The following is a 21151-nucleotide window of genomic DNA, read 5'->3' on the forward strand; positions in this document are numbered from 1 at the left end:
CTGCGCGCGTTCGAATCACACGGAAGTCCCCCATGAGCCATGAACTGATCTACCTGCTGCTGATCTTCGCGCTGCTGGTGATCCCACGCGCGCTGCAGCGTTTCAGCCTGCCCGCGCCGCTGACCTGCCTGCTGTTCGGCATCATCGGCATGCTCTGGCTGGGCGACCAGGCGCACGACGCGGTGATCGGTCTGTTGGCCACGCTGGGCATTTCCTCGCTGTTCCTGTTCGCCGGCCTGGAAGTGGATCTGCAGGCGCTGCGCCGTGGCATGTGGCCGCTGCTGGCGCATCTGGTGATCCGTACCGGCACGCTGTTCGGTGTGGGCTGGCTGGCCTGGCGTTACGCGGGGCTGCCGTGGCAGGCCGCCGGCCTGCTGGCGCTGGCGCTGCTGACGCCGTCCACCGGCTTCATCATGGATTCGCTGTCGCGGCTGGGCCTGAGCGAGGACGAGCGGTTCTGGGTGACCAGCAAGGCCATCGCTGGCGAACTGCTGGCGCTGGCGGCGTTGTTCATCGTGCTGCAGGCCGGCGACCCGGGGCACATGGCGCTGTCCAGCCTGGCGCTGCTGGCGATGATGATCGGCCTGCCGCTGCTGTTCATCGCGCTGGGCCGCTGGGTGGCGCCGCACGCGCCGGGTTCGGAGTTCTCGCTGCTGGTGATGGTCGGCATGGTCGCGGCGTACATCACCTATCTGCTGGGTGTGTATTACCTGGTCGGTGCGTTCATCGCCGGCCTGGTCGCGCGCCTGCTGCACCAGCGCATGCCGCTGCTGGCCTCGCACGAGAACCTGCATGCGCTGCGCCTGTTCGCCTCGTTCTTCGTGCCGTTCTACTTCTTCAACGCCGGCACCAAGGTGCCCAGCGAAGCACTGAGCTTTGAGGCGCTGGGGCTGGGCATCGTGATCACCCTGGTGGTGCTGCCGCTGCGCATCGGCGTGGTCTGGCTGCAGCGCCGGGTGATGTTCGGCGAGAGCTTCCGCAGCAGCCTGCGGGTCTCGCTGGCGTTGGCCCCGACGCTGATTTTCACCCTGGTGCTGGCCGCGATCATGCGCGAGCGCTTCCAGATCCCGGCGGTGCTGTTCGGCGCGCTGCTGCTGTATGCGGCGCTGACCACGCTGCTGCCGTCGCTGGTGTTCCGCACGCCGTTCGATGTCGATCCGGTTGAACAGGAACCTGCGGGTGAAGGCGAAGCCGCGCCGGTGGCGGCCACCGAAACGCTGCCAGCGGCATCTGCAGTCGATCGCTGAGCGGATGCTGCGCGTGCGGTTTGCGCACTTCGGCCATGGCCGTTAGGGTTGGGGCATGAAACTGCCTGCCGTTGTCACCGCTTCCGCCCTCCTGCTCAGCCTTGCTGCGTGTTCGCAGCGCTCCGATACGGTCGCCCATGATCTGGCGACCGCACCGGCCGATGCCTTCATGGCCGCCATCGCCGCGCATTGCGGCCAGGCTTACGCCGGCAAGGTAGTGGAGGACACGCCGGCACCGACCGGCAAGGATCCGTTCGCCGGGCAGCGCCTGGTCATGCATGTGCGCGGCTGTGCCGATCCGGCGCACGAGCTGCGCATCCCGTTCCATGTCGGCGATGACCACTCGCGGACCTGGGTGCTGACCCGTACGGAAACCGGCCTGCGCCTGAAGCACGACCATCGCCACGAAGACGGCAGCCCCGACGCGATCACCCTCTACGGTGGTGACAGCACGCCGCCGGGCACCGCCGAGCGCCAGCAGTTCCCCGCCGACGCCGATTCGGTGGCGATGTTCCGCCGCGCCGACATGCTGGCCTCCACGCACAACACCTGGGCGATGGAGATTGATCCCGACCAGACCTTCGTCTACGAGCTGACCCGCCCGGAGGGCCGCCGCTTCCGCGTGCAGTTCGACCTGAGCAAGCCGGTTGCCCTGCCGCCTGCACCGTGGGGCGACGATAAAGCGTCCGCCCCGTGATCCCAGGGTCGGATCCCTCCTGCGGAGGGCCCCGACCCCAGAAAGGCCCTCAGTAGATCCACGCCATGCGTGGATGCGGGATACCGGACCGGGGCCAGAGCCCTGGCCGTCGGCCAGGGATCCGACTGTGTACTTACCGCGTACCGAAACGCGCGCGGCAGCCGTTGCTCACCCACACCTGGCCACGTGAGTAGCCCCAGCTGCGGCCTTCCTGGCAGGCACTGCCGGACAGCTGCTGCTGCAGCACCGGGCGGCCCTGGCGCTCATCCCAGTCGCAGGTCTGCGAGCGGTTGTTGTTGCTGCTGCAGGTAACCGAGTAATTGCTGTTGCCGCCGCCCCAGCCACCGCCACCACCGCCCCAGCCGCGGGCTTCGGCGAATTCGGCACGGCAGCCGCCACTGACCCAGACCGCGCCGTTGCGCACGCCCCAGGTACGCCCTTCGTTGCAGGGGCTGCCGGACAGCTGGCGGACCAGGCGGGCATTGCGCCAGCCGACCGGGCAGCTGCGCTCACGGTTGTTCTGGCTCTCGCAGCGGATGGTCTCGCCAGGCCGGCCGTTGTTGCCGCCCCAGCCACCGCCATTGCCGCCGCCCCAGCCACCGCGGGCCTCGACGAATTCGGCGCGGCAACCGTTGGTGACCCAGATGCTGCCGTTACGGCTGCCCCAGGTGCGTCCTTCATCGCAGTCCGAGCCGGACAGCTGGCGCACCAGCTGCGCATTGCGCCAGCCGGTGTTGCAGACCCGTTCGCGGTTGTTCTGGCTTTCGCAGCGGACCACGCCGCTCTGCGCATGCGCGGAAGGGGCGGGCAGGGCAAGGGTGCCCGCGGCACCCAGGCTGAGGGTTACGGCCAGGCTGGCCAGGGACAGCGGTTTCATGGCGGCATCCCATACGGTGGCAGGTGCCCGACTATAGGGAGGGGGGCGATCAAGCCGGTGTGACTGGCCGGATTTGCCCCGGCCGGGGCCTCGGCCGCAGAATACGAGGCTTTCCGGCCCCCATCCGGTGCCGGCGTTCTCCAGCGGAGCTTCCCCCCATGCGTACCCACTTCTGCGGCCTGGTCGATGAGACCCTGATTGGCCAGACTGTCACCCTCGCCGGCTGGACCGACGTGGCCCGTAACCAGGGCGGCGTCTGCTTCATCGATCTTCGAGATCATGAAGGCATCGTGCAGGTGACCGTGGAAGTCGACAACGCCGACGTGTTCGCCGTGGCCGCGTCGCTGGGCTACGAGGACGTGCTGCAGGTGGAAGGCGTGGTGCGTGCCCGCCACGCGGTGAACGACAAGATGCGCACCGGCAAGGTGGAAGTGATCGCCACCGCCATCACCGTTCTGAACAAGGCCGCGCCGCTGCCGTTCCACGCCCACGAGAATCCGGGCGAGGAAACCCGCCTGAAGTACCGCTACCTGGACCTGCGCCGCCCGGAAATGCAGCGCATGCAGCGCACCCGCATCAAGCTGGTGCAGGCCCTGCGCCGCCATCTGGACGAAAAGGGCTTCCAGGACATCGAGACCCCGATCCTGACCAAGGCCACCCCGGAAGGCGCGCGCGACTTCCTGGTGCCGGCGCGCATGCACCCGGGCGAGTTCTACGCCCTGCCGCAGAGCCCGCAGCTGTTCAAGCAGATCCTGATGGTGGCCGGCTTCGACCGCTACTACCAGATCGCGCGCTGCTTCCGCGACGAGGCCCTGCGTGCCGACCGCCAGCTGGAATTCACCCAGCTGGACATGGAATTCGCCTTCGTCCGCGAGCGCGACGTGCAGGATTTCGTCGAGGACATGATCCGCGCCATCTTCAAGGAAGTGGTCGACGTCCAGCTGGATGCCAGCTTCCAGCGCATGACCTGGGCCGAGGCAATGCGTCGCTACGGCTCGGACAAGCCGGACCTGCGCATCGCGCTGGAGCTGGTCGACGTGGCCGAGCTGGTCAAGGACAGCGAGTTCGCCGTGTTCACCGGCCCGGCCAATGACGCCGAAGGCCGCGTCGCCGCGCTGCGCATCCCGGGCGGTGCAGCGCTCAGCCGCAAGCAGATCGACGAATACGCAGCGCATGCCGCCAAGTACGGCGCCAAGGGCCTGGCCTACATCAAGATCGCCGACAACGGCGAAGTCAGCTCGCCGATCCAGAAGTTCTTCAGCGAGGAATCCTTCGCCGCGCTGGTCGCCCATGTCGGCGCCGGCAACGGTGACATCGTGTTCTTCGGCGCCGGTGGCTACAACAAGGTCTCCGACTTCATGGGCGCGCTGCGCCTGAAGGCCGGCAAGGACTTCGGCCTGGTCGCCGACGGCTGGGCACCGCTGTGGGTCACCGACTTCCCGATGTTCGAGTGGGACGAGGAAGAACAGCGCTACGTCGCCCTGCATCACCCCTTCACCGCACCGGCTGTGGACGACATCGCCGACCTGCGCGCCAATGCCCGTACCGCCGTTTCGCGCGGTTACGACATGGTGCTCAACGGCAATGAAATCGGCGGCGGTTCGATCCGTATCCATCGTCCGGACATGCAGAGCGCGGTGTTCGAACTGCTCGGCATCGGCGCCGAGGAAGCCCGCGCCAAGTTCGGCTTCCTGCTCGACGCGCTGAACTACGGCGCGCCGCCGCACGGTGGCATCGCCTTCGGCATCGACCGCATCGCCGCGCTGATGGCCGGCACCGAGTCGATCCGCGACGTCATCCCGTTCCCGAAGACCACCGGTGCACAGGATCTGATGACCGACGCGCCGTCGCCGATCGTCGACGCGCAGCTGGCCGAAGTGCACATCCAGGTTCGCCCCAAGACCAACTGATCAGGAGATCCAGGCAATGACCGAGTTTGCGTTTTCGCTGGAGTGGGAAAAGCTGGGCAATGAAGGCTCCGAGGCCACCCTGGTCACCGAGCGTGCGCGCGTGTTCGGTGGTTGGCTGGTTCGCGTCGGAACCAACCCGGCGGCGATGGCCCTGACCTTCGTCGCCGACGGCGAAGGCCGTTGGGACGGTGAAGACTTCGGCGTCGAGGATTACGAGGACGACGAAGAGGAAGAGTACGACGAGGACGAGGAAGGCGAAGAAGAGGACGAGGACGAAGAGGAGTACGAGGAAGAGGACGAGGAAGAAGAAGCGGAATCGCCTGAAAAGGCTTGACCCGCGCTTCGCCCTGACGTCAACTTCCTGCATGTATTCGATCCGCCGCGCCACCGTGGACGACGCGCCGACCCTGTCGGCGCTGGCTGCCCGCACGTTCACCGAAACCTTCGGCCATCTGTATCCGCCGCAGGACCTGCAGGCCTTCCTCGAGGAGGCCTACACGGTCGAGCGCCAGCGCGTGATCCTGGCCCACCCGGATTACGCGGTGTGGCTGCTGGAGCTGGATGGGGAGGCGGTCGGCCATGCCGCCGCCGGCCCCTGTGGCTTGCCGCACCCGGACGTGAAGCCCGGTGACGGCGAACTCAAGCGCCTGTACCTGATCAAGACGCAGCAGAGCTGCGGCTGGGGCAGCCGCCTGCTGGAAACCGCGCTGGCCTGGCTGGAACACGAAGGCCCGCGCACGCTGTGGCTGGGCGTGTGGTCGGAGAACTTCGGCGCACAGCGTTTCTACGCCCGCTATGGATTCGAGAAGGCCGGCGAGTACCTGTTCCCGGTCGGTGACACCCAGGACCTCGAGTTCATCCTGCGCCGCGCACCGCGCGCGACCTGACGTTCACCGCCGCTTGCTGCGCGCGCGTGTTCAATCACCGTACGTTTCCGCCCCGCTGACCGCCAGGCTGTTTGCATGACTCCCCCCGTATTGCTGCTGCATGGCATCTGGAATGCCCGTGCCTGGGTCGGGCCGCTGGCCTGGCGCCTGCGCGCGCGTGGTTTCCAGGTGCACGCGTTCGGTTACTCCTCGGTGTTCGGTGGCCCCGACGTGGCCGTGCCGCAGCTGCTGGAGCGGCTGGCCGATGCCGGCCCGTTGTCGCTGGTCGGCCACAGCCTGGGGGGATTGCTGGCGCTGGAGGCCTTGCGCCGCCAGCCGCAGCTGGACGTGCAGCGCGTGGTCTGCCTGGGCTCGCCGCTGCGCGGCAGTGGCACTGCGCGTTCGCTGTCCGAGCACGGTTGGGGCCTGGCGTTGGGGCGCAGCAGCGATCTGCTGCTCGATGGCCTGCCGGACTGGCAGGGCAGGGCCGAGGTTGGCCTGATCGCCGGTTCGGTGCCGCACGGCCTGGGCAGCCTGCTGGGCGCCATCGACGATGCCTCCGACGGTACCGTGGCCCTGGCCGAGACACGCCTGCCGGGCCTGGCCGACCATTGCGTGGTGCGCACCAGCCACAGTGGCCTGGTGGTATCGCCCGATGCCGCGCGGCAGACCGCGCATTTCCTGCGCCACGGCCAGTTCGATCACAGCCGCGACGCCGCCGCTGCATGATTGAGTAGGTGCGACCGGCCTGCCTCGGTGGGTGCGAACCGTTGGTTCGCACGCTCTCCGCCGGGCATGACCTGGCGGCATCCCTCCGCCCTAGACACGGTTGCCGCCCCCGATCAGGTAGAATCCGCGCCTTGATCCTGAAGCAGCCAGACGGTAGCACCCATGGGTAGAGGCCCCTCCATCGAAGCCCGCAAGAACGCGTCCGACGCGAAGCGCGGCAAGATTTTCACCAAGATCATCCGCGAGATCGGCGTTGCCGCGCGCGGCGGTGGAGGCGACCCCAACAACAATCCGCGCCTGCGCGTGGCCGTGGACAAGGGCCTGGCCGTGAACATGTCCAAGGACGTGATCGAGCGCGCCATCAAGAAGGCTACCGGTGAACTGGAAGGCGTCGATTACGAGGAAATCCGCTACGAGGGCTACGCCCCGGGTGGCGTGGCCGTGATCGTCGACTGCCTGACCGACAACCGCGTGCGCACGGTGGCCGATGTCCGCCATGCGTTCAGCAAGTGCGGCGGCAACATGGGCACCGAAGGCTCGGTCGCCTTCATGTTCAAGCGCCTGGGCGTGCTCAGCTTCGCCCCGGGTGCTGACGAGGAAGCCATCACCGAAGCGGCCATCGAGGCCGGCGCCGATGACATCGTGGTCTACCCGGACGACGGCTCGATCGACGTGGTCACCAGCCCTGACGCGTTCAACGCGGTCAAGGATGCGATGGCCGCCGCTGGCCATGTCGCCGACCACGCCGAAATCACCTTCCGCGCGGACAACGACATCAAGGTCGAGGGCGAGGTTGCCCTGCAGGTCAAGAAGCTGCTGGACATGCTTGAAGACCTGGACGACGTGCAGGACGTGTACTCCAACGCCGAACTCGGCGCCGACGCCTACGCCTGAGCCGTCCTTGACGGCCTGGGCGCGGGCCGTTGAACGGTCACCGCGGACAGTCATGAGCCCATACGCCTGCCAGCGCCTCCCGTTCCGCCCCGCCAGGAGTGCAGCATGACCCGCATCCTCGGCATCGACCCCGGTTCGCAGCGGACCGGGGTCGGCATCATCGATGTCGACGCCACCGGCCGCGTCAGCCACGTGCACCACCAGCCGCTGGTGCTGCTCGGCGCCGACGATTTCCCGCAGCGCATGAAGCTGCTGGTGCTGGGCCTGGCTGACCTGTGCCGCGAGTACCAGCCGCAGGAAGTGGCCATCGAACGCGTGTTCATGGCCCGCAACCCCGATTCGGCGCTGAAGCTGGGCCAGGCCCGTGGCGCGGCCATTTCCGCCGTGGTGCTGCGTGACCTGCCGGTGCACGAATACGCCGCCAGCGAGATCAAGTTGGCGGTGGTCGGGCGCGGTGGCGCCGAAAAGCAACAGGTTCAACACATGGTCGGGCTCATGCTCAACCTGAAAACCAAGCTGCAGGCCGACGCGGCCGACGCGTTGGCAGTGGCGATCACCCATGCCCACGTAAGGGCAACGGCCAACCGCCTGGGGCTCAGTGCCCGCCAGGCGTGGGGCCGCAAATGAGGAGCTGCACGCAATGATCGGTCGACTGCGCGGCATCGTCGCCTACAAGGCGCCGCCGTGGCTGGTGGTGGACGTGAACGGAGTGGGCTACGAGCTGGAGGCGCCGATGAGCACCTTCTACGACCTGCCCGAGATCGGCCGCGAGGTCACCCTGTACACCCATTACTCGCAGAAGGAAGACAGCGTCTCGCTGTACGGCTTCCTGCGCGAAGGTGAGCGGCGCCTGTTCCGCGACGTGCAGAAGGTCAGTGGCATCGGCGCGAAGATCGCGCTGGCCGTGCTGTCCGGCGTCACCGTCGAGGAATTCGCGCGCATGGTCCAGGCCGGTGACATCACCGCGCTGACCCGCATTCCGGGCATCGGCAAGAAGACCGCCGAGCGCATGGTGCTGGAGCTGCGTGACCGCGCGGCGCAGTTCGGTGCCGGCGGCGCGCTGCCGACCGGCAGCGGCCCGGCCCCGGCCGATCCGCTGTCCGATGCCACCGTGGCCCTGCAGCAGCTGGGCTACAAGCCGGCCGAAGCGGCGCGCATGGCCCGCGATGCCTTCAATGAAGGTGATGAAGTGGCCACCGTGATCCGCAAGGCGCTGCAGTCGGCGCTGCGCTGACCCGCTTTCCTTTCCTCCAACGAACCGCCTGAGCCCCGCCAGGAGTCCCATGTCCAGCAGTCAAACCCCGCACGCAGCTGCCCCCGGCGGCCACGGTCACGCTCCTCCAGCCGGAGGCCTGGCGCTGATCATCGGTGCGATCGGCGTGGTCTTCGGCGATATCGGCACCAGCCCGCTGTACACCCTGAAGGAGGCGTTCTCGCCGCACTACGGGCTCAACAGCGACCATGACACCGTGCTGGGCGTGCTGTCGCTGGCGTTCTGGGCGCTGAACATCGTGGTCACGCTGAAGTACGTGACCATCATCATGCGCGCCGACAACGACGGCGAGGGCGGCATCATGGCGCTGATGGCGCTGACCCAGCGCACGCTGCGCAACGGGTCGCGCTCGGCCTATGTGGTCGGCATCCTCGGCATCTTCGGTGCCTCGCTGTTCTTCGGCGATGGCGTGATCACCCCAGCGATATCGGTGCTGGGTGCGGTGGAAGGCCTGGAAGTTGCCGCGCCAGGACTGCACGCCTTCATCGTTCCGATCACCGTGGTGGTACTGCTGGCGGTGTTCGCGGTACAGCGCTTCGGCACCGCGAAGATCGGCAAGCTGTTCGGGCCGATCACCTCGATCTGGTTCATTTCGCTGGCGGCGATCGGCATCTACAACATCGTCGATGCACCGGAAGTGCTGAAGGCGTTCAACCCGTGGTGGGCAATCCGCTTCTTCATGGAGCATGGCTGGCACAGCATCTTCATTCTCGGCGCGGTGGTGCTGGCAGTGACCGGCGGTGAGGCGCTGTACGCCGACATGGGCCACTTCGGTGCCAAGCCGATCCGCCACGCCTGGTACTTCTTCGTGCTGCCGTGCCTGGTGCTGAACTACCTGGGGCAGGGTGCGCTGGTGCTCAACCACCCCGAGGCGGTGAAAAATCCGTTCTTCGAAGCGGTGCCGTCGTGGGCGCTGTATCCGATGATCATCCTGGCCACCATGGCCGCGGTGATTGCCTCGCAGTCGGTCATCACCGGCGCGTTCTCGGTCTCGCGCCAGGCCATGCAGCTGGGCTACATCCCGCGCATGCGCATCAAGCACACCTCGCACGACACCATCGGCCAGATCTACATCCCGGGAATCAACTGGGGTATCGCGGTGATGGTGATCGGCCTGGTGCTGGCCTTCCGCAGCTCGTCCAACCTGGCCGTGGCCTACGGCATCTCGGTGTCGGCCACCATGCTGATCGACACCCTGCTGCTGGCCCTGGTGGCGCGCTCGCTGTGGCCGAAGGCGCGCAAGTGGATCCTGCCGCTGTGTGTGGTGTTCTTCGTCATCGACCTCGGCTTCGTCATCGCCAACGGCGCCAAGCTGCTGCAGGGCGCCTGGTTCCCGGTGGTGCTGGGCATCTTCCTGTTCACCATGATGCGCACCTGGCGCCGTGGCCGCGAGCTGCTGCGCGATGAGATCCGCAAGGACGGCATCCGCCTGGATACCTTCCTGCCGGGCCTGATGCTGGCGCCGCCGGTACGCGTGCCGGGCACCGCGGTATTCCTCACCGCCGACCCGACCGTGGCCCCGCACGCGCTGATGCACAACCTCAAGCACAACAAGGTGCTGCACGAGCGCAACGTGTTCCTGCACGTGGAAACCCTGCCCATTCCCTATGCGATGGAAGGGCAGCGGCTGAAGATCGAATCGGTGGGCGACGAGTTCTATCGCGTCTACGTGCGCTTCGGTTTCATGGAGACCCCGGACGTGCCGCTGGCGCTGATGCGCTCGTGCGACCACGGCGGCATCTACTTCGACCCGATGGACACCACCTTCTTCGCCAGCCGCGAAACCATCGTCGCCACCGCCAACCGTGGCATGCCGATCTGGCGCGACAAGCTGTTCGCGCTGATGCACAGGAACGCCGCTCCGGCGACCGGGTTCTTCCGGATTCCGGGCAACAGATTGGTGGAACTGGGCGCGCAGGTGGAGATTTAATCTCCACCTGCGCTACGTCCCACGATTTGCTGCGCAAACCGTGGGTCCCGCGCGCATTCCACCTTATCCCCGCGCCTGTCGGCGCGCCCCCTTGAACAACAAGGGGGCTCCGCTTGCGGAGACCACTCGACTCCTCAGGTCCATCCGCGCATGGCGTGGATATACCGTGTCGACCAAGGTCGACACCTACCAGATCCGACCCCGTGCCGACCAACGGTCGGCACCCACCAAAGCAGAACGCCGTTCCGACAGGCCGCAGGAAACTGTCGAAGGCGGGGTGGGTCCGGTTGCGGGGGCGTGAGCCGCATGGATGCGGCGACCGAGCTTACATGGACGTACTTGCCGCGTGGCCCGCACGCGGCGGCACCCCGCCCGACCCACCCCGCCATTCCCCAGGAAGCCCGCTTCGGCTGTTGCTCTGGATGTTGCCGTTACCGTTGCCTCTGCGGGTGCCGGGCGCAGCCCGGCCGAAACCCGCGCTTTTGCCGCATAATCAGCACATGACCGACGACCGCATCATCGGCGCCGGCGCCACCCGCGAGGATGACGCCGCCGACGCCAGCATCCGCCCCAAGCGCCTTGCCGACTACCTCGGCCAGGTGCCGGTGCGCGAGCAGATGGAGATCTACATCCAGGCGGCCAAGGGGCGCGGCGACGCGCTCGACCATGTGCTGATCTTCGGGCCGCCCGGCCTGGGCAAGACCACCCTCAGCCATGTCATCGCCAACGAACTGGGCGTGGCCCTGCGGGTCACCTCCGGCCCGGTGATCGAGAAGGCCGGCGACCTCGCCGCGCTGCTGACCAACCTGCAGCCGCACGATGTGCTGTTCATCGACGAGATCCATCGCCTGTCGCCGGTGGTGGAGGAAGTGCTGTACCCGGCGATGGAAGATTTCCAGATCGACATCATGATCGGCGAGGGCCCCGCTGCCCGCTCGATCAAGATCGACCTGCCGCCGTTCACCCTGATCGGTGCCACCACCCGTGCTGGCCTTCTGACCGCGCCGTTGCGCGACCGCTTCGGCATCGTCCAGCGCCTGGAGTTCTACAGTGTCGAGGAGCTGACCCGCATCGTGCGCCGCTCGGCGGCCATCCTGGCCATCGACTGCACCGCCGATGGCGCCGGCGAGATCGCACGCCGCGCGCGTGGCACCCCGCGTATCGCCAACCGCCTGCTGCGCCGCGTGCGCGACTATGCGCAGGTGAAGGCCGGCGGCCACATCGACGAGGCCGTGGCCCAGGCCGCGATGAAGATGCTCAAGGTCGACCCGGAGGGCTTCGACGAGCTTGACCGGCGCCTGCTCAAGACCATGGTCGACTACTTCGACGGCGGTCCGGTCGGCATCGAATCGCTGGCGGCGGCGCTGTCTGAAGAGCGCGGCACGCTGGAAGACGTGGTCGAGCCGTACCTGATCCAGCAGGGCTTCCTGGTGCGCACCGCGCGTGGCCGCATGGCCACCCACAAGGCCTACCGGCACATGGGCCTGAAGCCGAAGAACCCGCCGCAGGACCTGTTCGCGGAGGTTCCCGATGTCGGTTGAGCCCCGATTCAGTTGGCCGACACGCATTTACTGGGAAGATACCGACGCAGGTGGCGTGGTCTACCACGCCCGCTACGTGGCCTTCATGGAACGGGCCCGGACCGAATGGATGCGTGCGCTGGGCTACGGCCAGGAGCGCATGCGCGCCGAGCACGGGATGGTCTTCGCGGTGCGCTCGATGCAGATGGATTTCATCAAGCCGGCACGGCTGGATGACACCCTGCAGGTGAGTGCCCGTCTGGTCCAGCTGAAGAAGGCCAGCATGGTCTTCGACCAGCAGATCCTGCGCGACGGCGAGCTGCTGCTGTCGGCGCAGGTCCGCATCGCCGCACTGGAAGCGGCCAGTTTCCGCCCGCGTGGCATGGACGAGGCCGTCCTTGCCGTGCTGCAACCCCACCTCCACCCCGAATCCGAACACTGAGGAACAACGGATGATCGCAACGCTCCTGGCCCTGCAGGCCACGGTCACCGAGGCACTGCCGGCCGACGTCAGCAATGCCGCGACACAGACCCTTGCCCAGGCCACCACTGGCGGCGGCATCAACTACCTCGAACTGATGGCCAAGGCCAGCCTGCCGGTGAAGATCATCGTGCTGCTGCTGCTGGTCGGCTCGTTCGTCAGCTGGGTGATCATTTTCCGCAAGGCCCGCGTGTTCAAGCAGGCCACCCGCGAAGCCGACGAGTTCGAGAACCGCTTCTGGTCCGGTGCGGACCTGGGCAAGCTGTACAGCTCGGCCACCGACCGCAGCCGCAATGTCGGCGGCCTGGAAGCCATCTTCGAAGCCGGCTTCCGCGAGTACACCCGCCTGCGCGACAAGCGCCGCCTGGACGGTCGTGCCCAGCTGGAAGGCGCACAGCGTGCCATGCGCACCACCTACACCCGCGAAGTGGACCAGCTTGAGCGCAACCTGGAACTGCTGGCCAACATCGGCTCGACCGCGCCTTACGTGGGCCTGGTCGGTACCGTGTTCGGCATCATGGTGACCATGCACGACATGATCAGCAGCGGTGCGCAGGCCGGCATCGCCGCCGTCGCGCCGGGCATCTCCGAGGCACTGTTCGCCACCGCCATCGGCCTGTTCGTGGCGATCCCGGCGGTGTGGGCCTACAACCGCTTCACCACGCGCGTGGAGCGCATGTCGGTGCGGTTCGAGACCTTCGCCGAAGAGTTCAGCTCCATCCTGCAGCGCCAGAGCGCTGGCGACGAGTAAGCGCCTGACCCGGGAGTCCAAGCCATGTCCGCTGCCATCGGTCGCCGCAAGCGCCGCAAGCTGAAATCGGAAATCAACGTCGTTCCCTACATCGACGTCATGCTGGTGCTGCTGATCATCTTCATGGTCACCGCACCGCTGCTCACCCTGAGCTTCGACGTCGACCTGCCGCAGTCCAACGCCAAGGCGCTGGAGAGCAAGCAGGATCCGGTGATCGTCTCGGTGCGCCAGGACGGCCAGCTCAGCCTGAAGCTGCCCGACGCCAAGGACCCGACCGCCGTGTCGGCCGAGGAACTGGAAGGCCGTCTGGCCGGCATCGCCGCCCAGGACAAGGGCGTGCGCGTGATCGTCGCCGCCGACCGCGCCGTGGCCTATGAAAAGGTCATTGCTGCAATGGATGTGATCAAGCGCGCCAAGGTAGACAAGGTAGGCCTGGCCACCGATGCACGCTGACGCCCTGCCACCCCCGCATCAGCGCGAACCCGGCTGGGGCCTGCCCCTGGCGCTGGCGTTGCTGGTGCACCTGCTGGTCGCGCTGGTGTTCATCGTGGCCTGGTTCTGGTCGCCCGAGCGCAACACCGATGCCGCCGCCGGCGACCCCTCGGTCGAGGCCAGCCTGGCGCTGTCCGCGTCCGAGGCCTCCGCCGCGCGCCAGGCCCTGCGCCAGTCGGAGAAGCTGGAGGACCTGCCGCCGCCGGTGGCCGAGCCGATCCCGGTGCCTGAAGACACCGTCCCGCCGCCGCAGCCGATTCCCGAACCGCGGCCGCAGGACGCCCCCACGCCGCAGCAGCAACAGGCGCAGGAGCGTGTCGCGCAGCCAGACACCAAGGACCAGGAAGCGGTGAGCGCGCTGGCCATCTCGCAGGAGAAGGCCAAGCAGGAACAGGAAGCCAAGCGCCGCCAGGAACAGATCGACCTGACCGAACGCAAGCGCCAGGAGGAAGCGGAGCAGAAGCTGCGCCTGGCCAAGCAGCAGGAAGCGGACGAAAAGAAGAAGCAGGCCGAGCAGGAGCGCGTGGCGGCTGACAAGGCCGAGGCCGAGAAGCAGAAGAAGATCGCCGAGATCCGTGCCCGCCGCGAGCAGGCCGAGAAGGAAGCCAAGCTGGCCGAGCAGAAGCTGCGCCAGGTGGCAGCCGCGCGTAATGCTGCCGGCAGTGCCGCTGCCGGTTCCAGCGGTGCCTCCCAGCCGGCCGCCGGTGGCGGTGGCAACAGCGATGATCTTTCGGCCAAGTACGCGGCCGCGATCCAGGCCAAGGTGCTGTCGCAGTGGGTGCGCCCGGATACGGTGCCGCTCGGCCAGCGTTGCCAGATCACCATCACCCAGATTCCGGGGGGCACGGTGATGCAGGCCAAGGTCAGCCCGAACTGCCCGTACGACGAGGCCGGCAAGCGTTCGATCGAGGCCGCCGTGCTCAACGCGCAGCCGCTGCCGTACCGCGGCTTCGAGTCTGTGTTCGCACGCACGCTCAACTTCACCTTTACCGCCCAGGATCGCTGAGGCGGGCAGGGCTGGGTGGCCATCGGGCCACCTGCGCCCACGGATGTCGCGCCTGCCTCTGGCGGGCCCGGTTTCAGCCGGGCAAGCTGGGGGCTGCTGTGGAATACCACCCTGCGGGGCGGTGTGGCCGGGGCAGGCGGTGCGATGTTAGCCACGACGTTAACGGTGCGTGAGAGGACGGGCTGGAACTGACCCGGAATTCACGTACCCTTGGTTCATGATTGCGAAGCGGTTCACTCCCGCTTTGTTATCCCTCGTTCCGGTTTCCCCCTATTGAGCGCTCCATGAAAAAGATGCCTCGCTGGCTTGCCGTGTTTGCGGCCCTGTTGCTGCCCTTTGCTGCCGTCGCGCAGCAGAAGGGGCTGGATATCGACATCATCGGCGGCAATGCCTCCGCGCTGCCGATCACCATCGTGCCGATGCCCTACCAGGGTTCGGCGGCTGCACCGCAGACCGACGTCGCCGGGGTGGTCCGCGCCGACCTCGAGCGTTCGGGCCAGTTCCGCACGCTGCCGGAAGCACAGATCGTCGAAAAGCCCGTGCGGGGCGGCGACATCCAGTTCGCCACCTGGCGCGCGCTGAAGCAGAACTACATCGTGGTCGGCCGCGTGCTCGACGCTGGTGCCGGCGCCTACCGTGTCGAGTACGAACTGTTCGACGTACCGAAGGGCGAGCGCCTGCTGGGCCTGGCGATGACCGCCCGTGGCAACGCCATGCGTGACGTCGCCCACCAGATGGCCGATGCCATCTACGAGAAGATCACCGGTGTCCGTGGCGCCTTCTGGACCCGCATCGCCTACGTGACCGCCAGCGGCAAGGGCGACGCCATGCGCTACGCGCTGATGGTGGCCGACTCCGATGGCTACAACCCGCAGACCATCGTGCGTTCGGCCGAGCCGCTGCTGTCGCCGTCGTGGAGCCCGGATGGCAGCAAGCTGGCCTACGTCAGCTTCGAGCGTGGCAATTCGGCCATCTACATCCAGAACATCGGCACCGGTGCGCGTGAGCTGGTCACCAGCTTCCGCGGCATCAACAGCGCCCCGGCGTTCTCGCCGGACGGCCGCAAGCTGGCCCTGACCCTGTCGCGTTCGGGTAACCCGGAAATCTACGTGATGGACCTGGGCAGCAAGCAGCTGACCCAGCTGACCAACCACTTCGCCATCGATACCGAGCCGACCTGGGCACCGGACGGCAGCGCGGTGTACTTCACCTCCGACCGCGGCGGCCGTCCGCAGGTGTACAAGGTCGGTGCGGGCGGCGGCAGTGCCGAACGCGTGACCTTCCAGGGCAACTACAACGCCAAGCCCTCGGTGTCCTACGATGGCAAGAAGATCGCCGTCGCCCAGGGCTCGGGCAACAGCTACAAGATCGCGATGATGGACAGCTCGCTGGGTTCGCCCCGCTGGAGCACGCTGTCCCCGGGTTCGCTGGATGAATCTCCGAGCTTTGCGCCCAACGCAAGCATGGTGTTGTACGCCGCCCGCGAGGGTGGCCGTGGTGTGCTGTACGCCGTTTCTGCCGATGCGCGCGTGCGCCAGCGGTTGGTTCTGGCTGACGGAGATGTGCGCGAACCGGCATGGTCCCCATACCGTACCCAGCGCTAAAAGAGTGTTAATATTTTCGCTGTCTTGAACCCCTCATCGGCCTAGGAGCCACAAAGGTATCGCCATGAACAAGTCCACCCGCGTTCTGCTTGTTTCCCTGCTGTCTGTGGCCGTCCTGGCCGGTTGCTCGAAGAAGGTGAAGGAAGAGCCGGCAGCCCCGGTTGACACCGGCACCTCGACCACCACCCCGACCGCTCCGTCGACCTCCGGCCTGTACGGCCCGGGCGACCTGGACACCGACGCTTGCCTGCGCCAGCGCGTTGTCTACTTCGACCTGGACAAGGAAGACGTGAAGCCGGAATTCCAGGCCATCATGGCGTGCCACGCCAAGTACCTGCGTGACCGTCCGTCCTCGCGCATCACCCTGCAGGGCCACACCGACGAGCGCGGTTCGCGCGCGTACAACCAGGCCCTGGGCGAGCGTCGTGGCAACGGCGTCAACTCGGCCCTGCAGGCCAACGGTGGCTCGGCTTCGCAGCTGACCGTCGTGTCCTACGGTGAAGAGCGTCCGGTCTGCACCGAGTCGAACGAGTCCTGCTGGTCGCAGAACCGTCGCGTCGAAATCGTCTACACCGCGCAGTAATCCATGCGTATTGGCATCAAACTGATGCTGGTCGTTGCGGCAGCCCTCGTGGCTGCCGCACCGGCGCATGCACAGCGACAGAGCCTGGCCGACCGCGTTGGCGCGATCGAGCAGCAGATGTACAACAACAGTGCCAACCAGGACCTGTTGAACCAGATCAATCAGCTGCGGCAGCAGGTCACCAGCCTGCAGGCCTCGATCGAGCAGTTGCAGCACGACAACGCCCAGCTCAAGCAGTCCGCCCAGGACCAGTACCTGGATCTGGACAGCCGCCTGAACCGGTTGGAAGGGGGCAATGCCGCCCCGGCCCTGCCGCCCGTTCCGGCGAGCGCGCCGAAGGCCGCCCCGGCCCCGGCAAAACCCGCAGCGGCGGCCACTTCCGAGCGGCCGCCTTCCGTCCATGGTGATGCCGGCAGCCTTGCCGCCACCGGCGACGAGCGCACCTCCTACAACGTCGCCTTCGATTCGCTGAAGGCCGGCAAGTACGATGATTCGGCGCAGCTGTTCCTGAGCTTCCTGCAGCTGTACCCGAACGGCGTCTACGCGCCGAACGCGCTGTACTGGCTGGGCGAGAGCTACTACGCCACCCGCAATTTCCCGATGGCGGAGACCCAGTTCCGTGAACTGCTCTCGCGCTATCCGACCCACGACAAGGCCGCTGGCGGCCTGCTCAAGGTCGGCCTCTCGCAGTATGGCGAGGGCAAGGTCGACCAGGCCCAGCAGACGCTGGAGACCGTCGTGGCGCAGTACCCTGGCTCGGACGCCGCGCGCACCGCGCAGGACCGCCTGCAGTCGATCCGCCTCGGCAAGCAGATCCGCTGATCCGCTGACCGGGCGTACAATGGGTGCCCTGTAGAGCCGAGCCCACGCTCGGCTGCTTTCGTTTCCGGTTCAGCAAACCCGCCCGGATCCGGCAGCTCGCGTTACCGGCCGGGCCACACCCGACCGGCCGCTGTTGTAGAGCCGAGCCATGCTCGGCTGCTTTCGTTACCGGCCACGGTAGCCCACCCGCCACGTGTCCCACCAAGAAGTCCCCGCCATGACCGCCGTTACCTCGTCCAGCGCCGCCGCCACGCCCAGTGAGATCGTGCAGTCGCCGCTGCCACGCCTGAAGATCACCGAGATCTTCACCTCGCTGCAGGGCGAAGCCGATACCGCCGGCTGGCCGACCGTGTTCGTGCGCCTGACCGGCTGCCCGCTGCGTTGCCAGTACTGCGACACCGCTTATGCCTTCCATGGCGGCACCTGGTGGGACATCGACGACATCGTAGCCGAGGTGCTGGCCCAGGGCGTGCGCCACGTCTGCGTGACCGGTGGCGAGCCGCTGGCACAGAAGCGCTGCCTGGTACTGCTGCAGAAGCTGTGCGACGCCGGCATGGATGTCTCGCTGGAAACCTCCGGTGCGCTGGACGTCAGCGCCGTGGACTCCCGGGTATCGCGCGTGGTCGACATCAAGACCCCGGGTTCGGCCGAAGTGGCGCGCAACCGCTGGGACAACCTGCCGTTGCTGACCGCACGCGACCAGGTCAAGTTCGTCATCTGCAACCGCGAGGACTACGACTGGGCCAAGGCCATGGTCGCCGAGCATGAACTGGTGAAGCGCTGCACGGTGTTCTTCTCGCCCAGCAAGGGTGAGATCACCGCGCGGCAGCTGGCCGACTGGATCGTCGAAGACCGGCTGCCAGTGCGCTTCCAGATGCAGTTGCATAAAATCCTGTGGAACGACGAGCCGGGCCGATGAGCCGGCGCAACGTTCCCTGATGTAGCTCCGGCGCGGGACAGCGTGCTGGCTTTCCCCTCCCAACCGGATGTTTTTCCCATGAAGAAGGCAGTCGTGCTTCTCTCCGGCGGCATGGATTCAGCCGCCGTCATCGCCATGGCCCAGGAACAGGGCTTCGCCGTGCATGCCCTGAGCGTGCGCTACGGCCAGCGCCACACCTCCGAACTGGATGCCGCCGCCCGCGTGGCCAAGGCCCAGGGCGTTATCGCGCACAAGACCGTGGACGTGGACCTGCGCAGCATCGGCGGCTCGGCGTTGACCGACGACATCGACGTGCCCGAGGCCGGCGGTGCCGGCATTCCAGTGACCTACGTGCCGGCGCGCAACACCATCATGCTGTCGCTGGCGTTGGGCTGGGCCGAAGTGCTCGGCGCCAACGACATCTTCTGCGGCGTCAACGCCGTGGACTACTCCGGCTACCCGGACTGCCGTCCCGAGTTCGTGGCCGCGTTCCAGGCGCTGGCCAACCTGGCCACCAAGTCGGGCGTGGAAGGCGCGGGCATCAAGGTGCACGCACCGCTGCAGTTCCTCAGCAAGGGCCAGATCGTCAGCGAAGGCGTGCGCCTGGGCGTGGACTTCGGCCTGACCGTGTCCTGCTACAACGCCGACGCCAACGGCGCCGCCTGCGGCCACTGCGATGCCTGCCGCCTGCGCGCGCAGGGCTTCACTGAGGCCGGCGTAGCCGACCCGACGCTGTACGCCTGAAATACGGGTGCCGGGCATGGCCCGGCGCCGCCGGGGTCTGGAATCTGGTAGTGCCGGCCGCGGGCCGGCCGGCCCGGGGGTGGCCACCAGGGGTTGCCCGGGCCGCCGGGCCGGGCCCGGCGCTACCGCTGCCGCAACCACCCAGATGCTTCAATAAACGCCCGCACCGCCTCCGGATCGGCATAGTCCAGTTCGATCATCTGCGCGATCCCCGCCTTCTCATCAGCCTGTTGTCGCATGTACCCCTGCGCGATGCGATACCCGGCGTAATAGCCCACATCACTCACCCCGAACGGATTGCGGGCGCTGTTGTAGAGCCAGTTGTCGAGATTTTCCCCGTTCATCTCAGCAATGAAGCGCGTGCGGATTTCCGCTTCGTGTGTTGCGCCGTAGTCGTAGAAGGGTAATGCTGGCCGGCGCCCGCTCAGCCGCTCCGCCACATACTCGGCCACACCCTCGCGCACTGCATACTGGGCCAGGCTGCCGGTGGTCTCGCGCTGCTGCGTATGCACGTACTCGTGCAGGTTGTTCTGCGCGTTGTTCGCCCCCGGGCGGCTGTCGTAGAAGATCCGCAGGCGGCTGCGCATCGGCTCCGGCAGCTCGCTCACGTCCACGCGCTCATCGCCCAGCGCCATCTCCGCTCCGATCAGCACCTTGTCACCCAGCGTCGTGCCGCCGGTACGCAGAACACCGACCGCATAGGTGATGTTGGCGGGGCGCAGGGCGGGGTAAAGCTCCCGGAACGCAGCCAGGTCCCGTTCCAGGGTGGCGCTGGCCTGCTGCGCGTTGGCGGTCAATGGCCGTACCGACGTCCAGAAGCGCGGCCACGTACGCATGGCCGTGGCGTATTCGCGGGCGGTGTAGTTGCGGACCTGCATCAGCGCATGCAGGCCGGGGCTGCCCGGATCGATGTAGCGCTCCTGGACCAGTGCGACCTGGCGTTCAACGTCGGGCTCGGTGCGCACGGCGTCATAGGTAGCCCAGAAGCGGCCGATATCATCAGTGACGACCTGGGGCGGGGCGGCCAGTGCTGCGCAGGGCACCAGCAGGGCGGCAATGAGGCAGAAGGGCAGGCGCATCCGTGGCTCCGGGGAAGGATCACAGATGGGATGCGACGGAGGCCCGGAAGGTTTAAGCGGGCTCACTGGATCGGGTAGTGCCGGCCGCTGGCCGGCAACCTCATGCACCAGGGTTTCACCCGGCCCGGCAAAGTAGGGTAGAATGCCCACCCCGCCGAAAGGCTGGGGCAGTGCAATGGGCCGTTAGCTCAGTCGGTAGAGCAGAAGACTTTTAATCTTTTGGTCGAAGGTTCGAATCCTTCACGGCCCACCATTGCATTCAATGACCCAGGTCATTCAGAAAGGCACCGCAATGCGGTGCCTTTTTTGTGGCGCTCGTCCAAGGCAACTACTTTGTCCGCGCATTCTTCGCTTTAGCCGCCGCCGCGTCGGCAGCCTCCTGTGCGGCCGTTGCTGCCGCATTCGCAGAACGTGCCGCCTCCGCTCTTGCAGCCTCGAAATAGGTGAGCCGCTGCAGACTGGTTCTGCGTTCCAGTTCCATTGCTGCGGCGAAGCTCTCCGGATGCTTTGCAGCGCAGGCCTCCTGCACCAGTTGCACGGCACGATCAGACAGCCCGGGCTGGATGTTGCCGAGCAGGCAATCGGCATACGGTACGGGCGCGGCCGGGCTGGCGGCCAGCGCGGCGATGAGTACTGCACTCAACATGCAAACCTCCTTGTAGGTTTCGAAGTGGCTGGTGACCAGTCGGTCCCAAGTATGGACCGGTTCTGGGTGCAACGGCGGGTA

The 21151-nt window shown here is 67.0% G+C and carries 23 protein-coding genes and 1 tRNA gene; 21 read left to right on the plus strand and 3 right to left on the minus strand.

Annotated elements, in window-relative coordinates; genetic code table 11:
• The first annotated feature begins 32 nt into the window (after nucleotides 1-32).
• Complete coding sequence (locus V3B48_RS04185; RefSeq protein WP_049422904.1) at nucleotides 33-1247, plus strand: cation:proton antiporter; 1215 nt, start codon at nucleotides 33-35, stop codon at nucleotides 1245-1247.
• A gap of 55 nt (nucleotides 1248-1302) precedes the next feature.
• Nucleotides 1303-1944, plus strand: a complete 642-nt coding sequence (locus V3B48_RS04190) for a hypothetical protein (RefSeq protein WP_049422905.1) — start codon at nucleotides 1303-1305, stop codon at nucleotides 1942-1944.
• A 133-nt stretch (nucleotides 1945-2077) separates the two neighbouring features.
• Here the strand turns inward: V3B48_RS04190 and V3B48_RS04195 are convergent, their stop codons facing one another.
• A complete protein-coding gene (locus V3B48_RS04195; RefSeq protein ID WP_032128536.1) occupies nucleotides 2078-2821 on the minus strand; it encodes a DUF3011 domain-containing protein in 744 nt (247 codons plus the stop codon).
• A 158-nt stretch (nucleotides 2822-2979) separates the two neighbouring features.
• Between V3B48_RS04195 and aspS the strand changes: the two genes are divergently transcribed.
• The 18 genes from aspS to queC all read left to right on the plus strand — a co-directional run bounded on the left by aspS (nucleotide 2980) and on the right by queC (nucleotide 19345).
• Nucleotides 2980-4731, plus strand: coding sequence for an aspartate--tRNA ligase (gene aspS / locus V3B48_RS04200; RefSeq protein ID WP_329893257.1), 1752 nt, complete (start codon nucleotides 2980-2982; stop codon nucleotides 4729-4731).
• A 16-nt stretch (nucleotides 4732-4747) separates the two neighbouring features.
• Nucleotides 4748-5065 (plus strand): hypothetical protein, encoded by a 318-nt coding sequence (locus V3B48_RS04205; protein ID WP_032128534.1) that lies wholly within the window; start codon nucleotides 4748-4750, stop codon nucleotides 5063-5065.
• A 31-nt stretch (nucleotides 5066-5096) separates the two neighbouring features.
• The gene (locus V3B48_RS04210) at nucleotides 5097-5618 is read left to right on the plus strand and encodes a GNAT family N-acetyltransferase (protein ID WP_032128533.1); all 522 of its coding nucleotides are present in this window, start codon (nucleotides 5097-5099) and stop codon (nucleotides 5616-5618) included.
• 75 nt (nucleotides 5619-5693) lie between these two features.
• Nucleotides 5694-6326 carry an alpha/beta fold hydrolase gene (locus V3B48_RS04215; RefSeq protein WP_032128532.1) on the plus strand — a complete coding sequence of 211 codons (633 nt, stop codon included), beginning with the start codon at nucleotides 5694-5696 and terminating at the stop codon, nucleotides 6324-6326.
• A gap of 162 nt (nucleotides 6327-6488) precedes the next feature.
• Nucleotides 6489-7220, plus strand: coding sequence for a YebC/PmpR family DNA-binding transcriptional regulator (locus tag V3B48_RS04220; RefSeq protein WP_032128531.1), 732 nt, complete (start codon nucleotides 6489-6491; stop codon nucleotides 7218-7220).
• Nucleotides 7221-7325: 105 nt separating this feature from the next.
• Entirely contained in the window at nucleotides 7326-7847 is a 522-nt protein-coding gene (gene ruvC / locus V3B48_RS04225) for a crossover junction endodeoxyribonuclease RuvC (protein WP_032128530.1), read from the plus strand.
• Nucleotides 7848-7860: 13 nt separating this feature from the next.
• Complete coding sequence (gene ruvA, locus V3B48_RS04230) at nucleotides 7861-8454, plus strand: Holliday junction branch migration protein RuvA (protein ID WP_329893258.1); 594 nt, start codon at nucleotides 7861-7863, stop codon at nucleotides 8452-8454.
• Nucleotides 8455-8503: 49 nt separating this feature from the next.
• Entirely contained in the window at nucleotides 8504-10423 is a 1920-nt protein-coding gene (locus V3B48_RS04235; protein WP_032128529.1) for a potassium transporter Kup, read from the plus strand.
• A 500-nt stretch (nucleotides 10424-10923) separates the two neighbouring features.
• Nucleotides 10924-11964 carry a Holliday junction branch migration DNA helicase RuvB gene (gene ruvB, locus V3B48_RS04240; RefSeq protein WP_010481595.1) on the plus strand — a complete coding sequence of 347 codons (1041 nt, stop codon included), beginning with the start codon at nucleotides 10924-10926 and terminating at the stop codon, nucleotides 11962-11964.
• On the plus strand, nucleotides 11954-12385 hold the full coding sequence (gene ybgC, locus V3B48_RS04245) for a tol-pal system-associated acyl-CoA thioesterase (protein WP_071229045.1): 432 nt from the start codon (nucleotides 11954-11956) through the stop codon (nucleotides 12383-12385). The genes ruvB and ybgC overlap by 11 nt, the downstream gene beginning before the upstream one ends.
• Before the next feature lie 10 nt (nucleotides 12386-12395).
• Complete coding sequence (gene tolQ, locus V3B48_RS04250) at nucleotides 12396-13175, plus strand: protein TolQ (RefSeq protein WP_006438802.1); 780 nt, start codon at nucleotides 12396-12398, stop codon at nucleotides 13173-13175.
• Nucleotides 13176-13199: 24 nt separating this feature from the next.
• A complete protein-coding gene (tolR, locus tag V3B48_RS04255) occupies nucleotides 13200-13628 on the plus strand; it encodes a protein TolR (protein ID WP_049400778.1) in 429 nt (142 codons plus the stop codon).
• Nucleotides 13618-14673 (plus strand): cell envelope integrity protein TolA, encoded by a 1056-nt coding sequence (tolA, locus tag V3B48_RS04260; RefSeq protein WP_111117711.1) that lies wholly within the window; start codon nucleotides 13618-13620, stop codon nucleotides 14671-14673. Before tolR ends, tolA begins: the two co-directional genes overlap by 11 nt.
• A gap of 284 nt (nucleotides 14674-14957) precedes the next feature.
• Complete coding sequence (tolB, locus tag V3B48_RS04265) at nucleotides 14958-16277, plus strand: Tol-Pal system beta propeller repeat protein TolB (RefSeq protein ID WP_032128528.1); 1320 nt, start codon at nucleotides 14958-14960, stop codon at nucleotides 16275-16277.
• 64 nt (nucleotides 16278-16341) lie between these two features.
• Nucleotides 16342-16860 carry a peptidoglycan-associated lipoprotein Pal gene (pal, locus tag V3B48_RS04270; RefSeq protein WP_032128527.1) on the plus strand — a complete coding sequence of 173 codons (519 nt, stop codon included), beginning with the start codon at nucleotides 16342-16344 and terminating at the stop codon, nucleotides 16858-16860.
• A gap of 3 nt (nucleotides 16861-16863) precedes the next feature.
• Nucleotides 16864-17682, plus strand: a complete 819-nt coding sequence (ybgF, locus tag V3B48_RS04275) for a tol-pal system protein YbgF (protein ID WP_010481611.1) — start codon at nucleotides 16864-16866, stop codon at nucleotides 17680-17682.
• A gap of 217 nt (nucleotides 17683-17899) precedes the next feature.
• Nucleotides 17900-18601, plus strand: coding sequence for a 7-carboxy-7-deazaguanine synthase QueE (queE, locus tag V3B48_RS04280; RefSeq protein ID WP_329893259.1), 702 nt, complete (start codon nucleotides 17900-17902; stop codon nucleotides 18599-18601).
• 78 nt (nucleotides 18602-18679) lie between these two features.
• On the plus strand, nucleotides 18680-19345 hold the full coding sequence (gene queC, locus V3B48_RS04285; RefSeq protein WP_049422913.1) for a 7-cyano-7-deazaguanine synthase QueC: 666 nt from the start codon (nucleotides 18680-18682) through the stop codon (nucleotides 19343-19345).
• Nucleotides 19346-19467: 122 nt separating this feature from the next.
• On the opposite strand, the gene V3B48_RS04290 is transcribed toward queC, so the two are convergent.
• Entirely contained in the window at nucleotides 19468-20424 is a 957-nt protein-coding gene (locus V3B48_RS04290; RefSeq protein ID WP_329893260.1) for a DUF2268 domain-containing putative Zn-dependent protease, read from the minus strand.
• 177 nt (nucleotides 20425-20601) lie between these two features.
• On the opposite strand from V3B48_RS04290, the gene V3B48_RS04295 reads away from it, so the two are divergent.
• Nucleotides 20602-20677 (plus strand) — tRNA-Lys (locus V3B48_RS04295).
• Nucleotides 20678-20752: 75 nt separating this feature from the next.
• Here the strand turns inward: V3B48_RS04295 and V3B48_RS04300 are convergent.
• Nucleotides 20753-21070: a hypothetical protein gene (locus V3B48_RS04300; protein ID WP_049463266.1), complete on the minus strand. Its 318-nt coding sequence runs from the start codon at nucleotides 21068-21070 to the stop codon at nucleotides 20753-20755.
• Nucleotides 21071-21151 lie beyond the last annotated feature (81 nt).

This window comes from Stenotrophomonas sp. SMYL20 (assembly GCF_036320045.1).
Taxonomy (GTDB): Bacteria; Pseudomonadota; Gammaproteobacteria; order Xanthomonadales; family Xanthomonadaceae; genus Stenotrophomonas; species Stenotrophomonas maltophilia_A.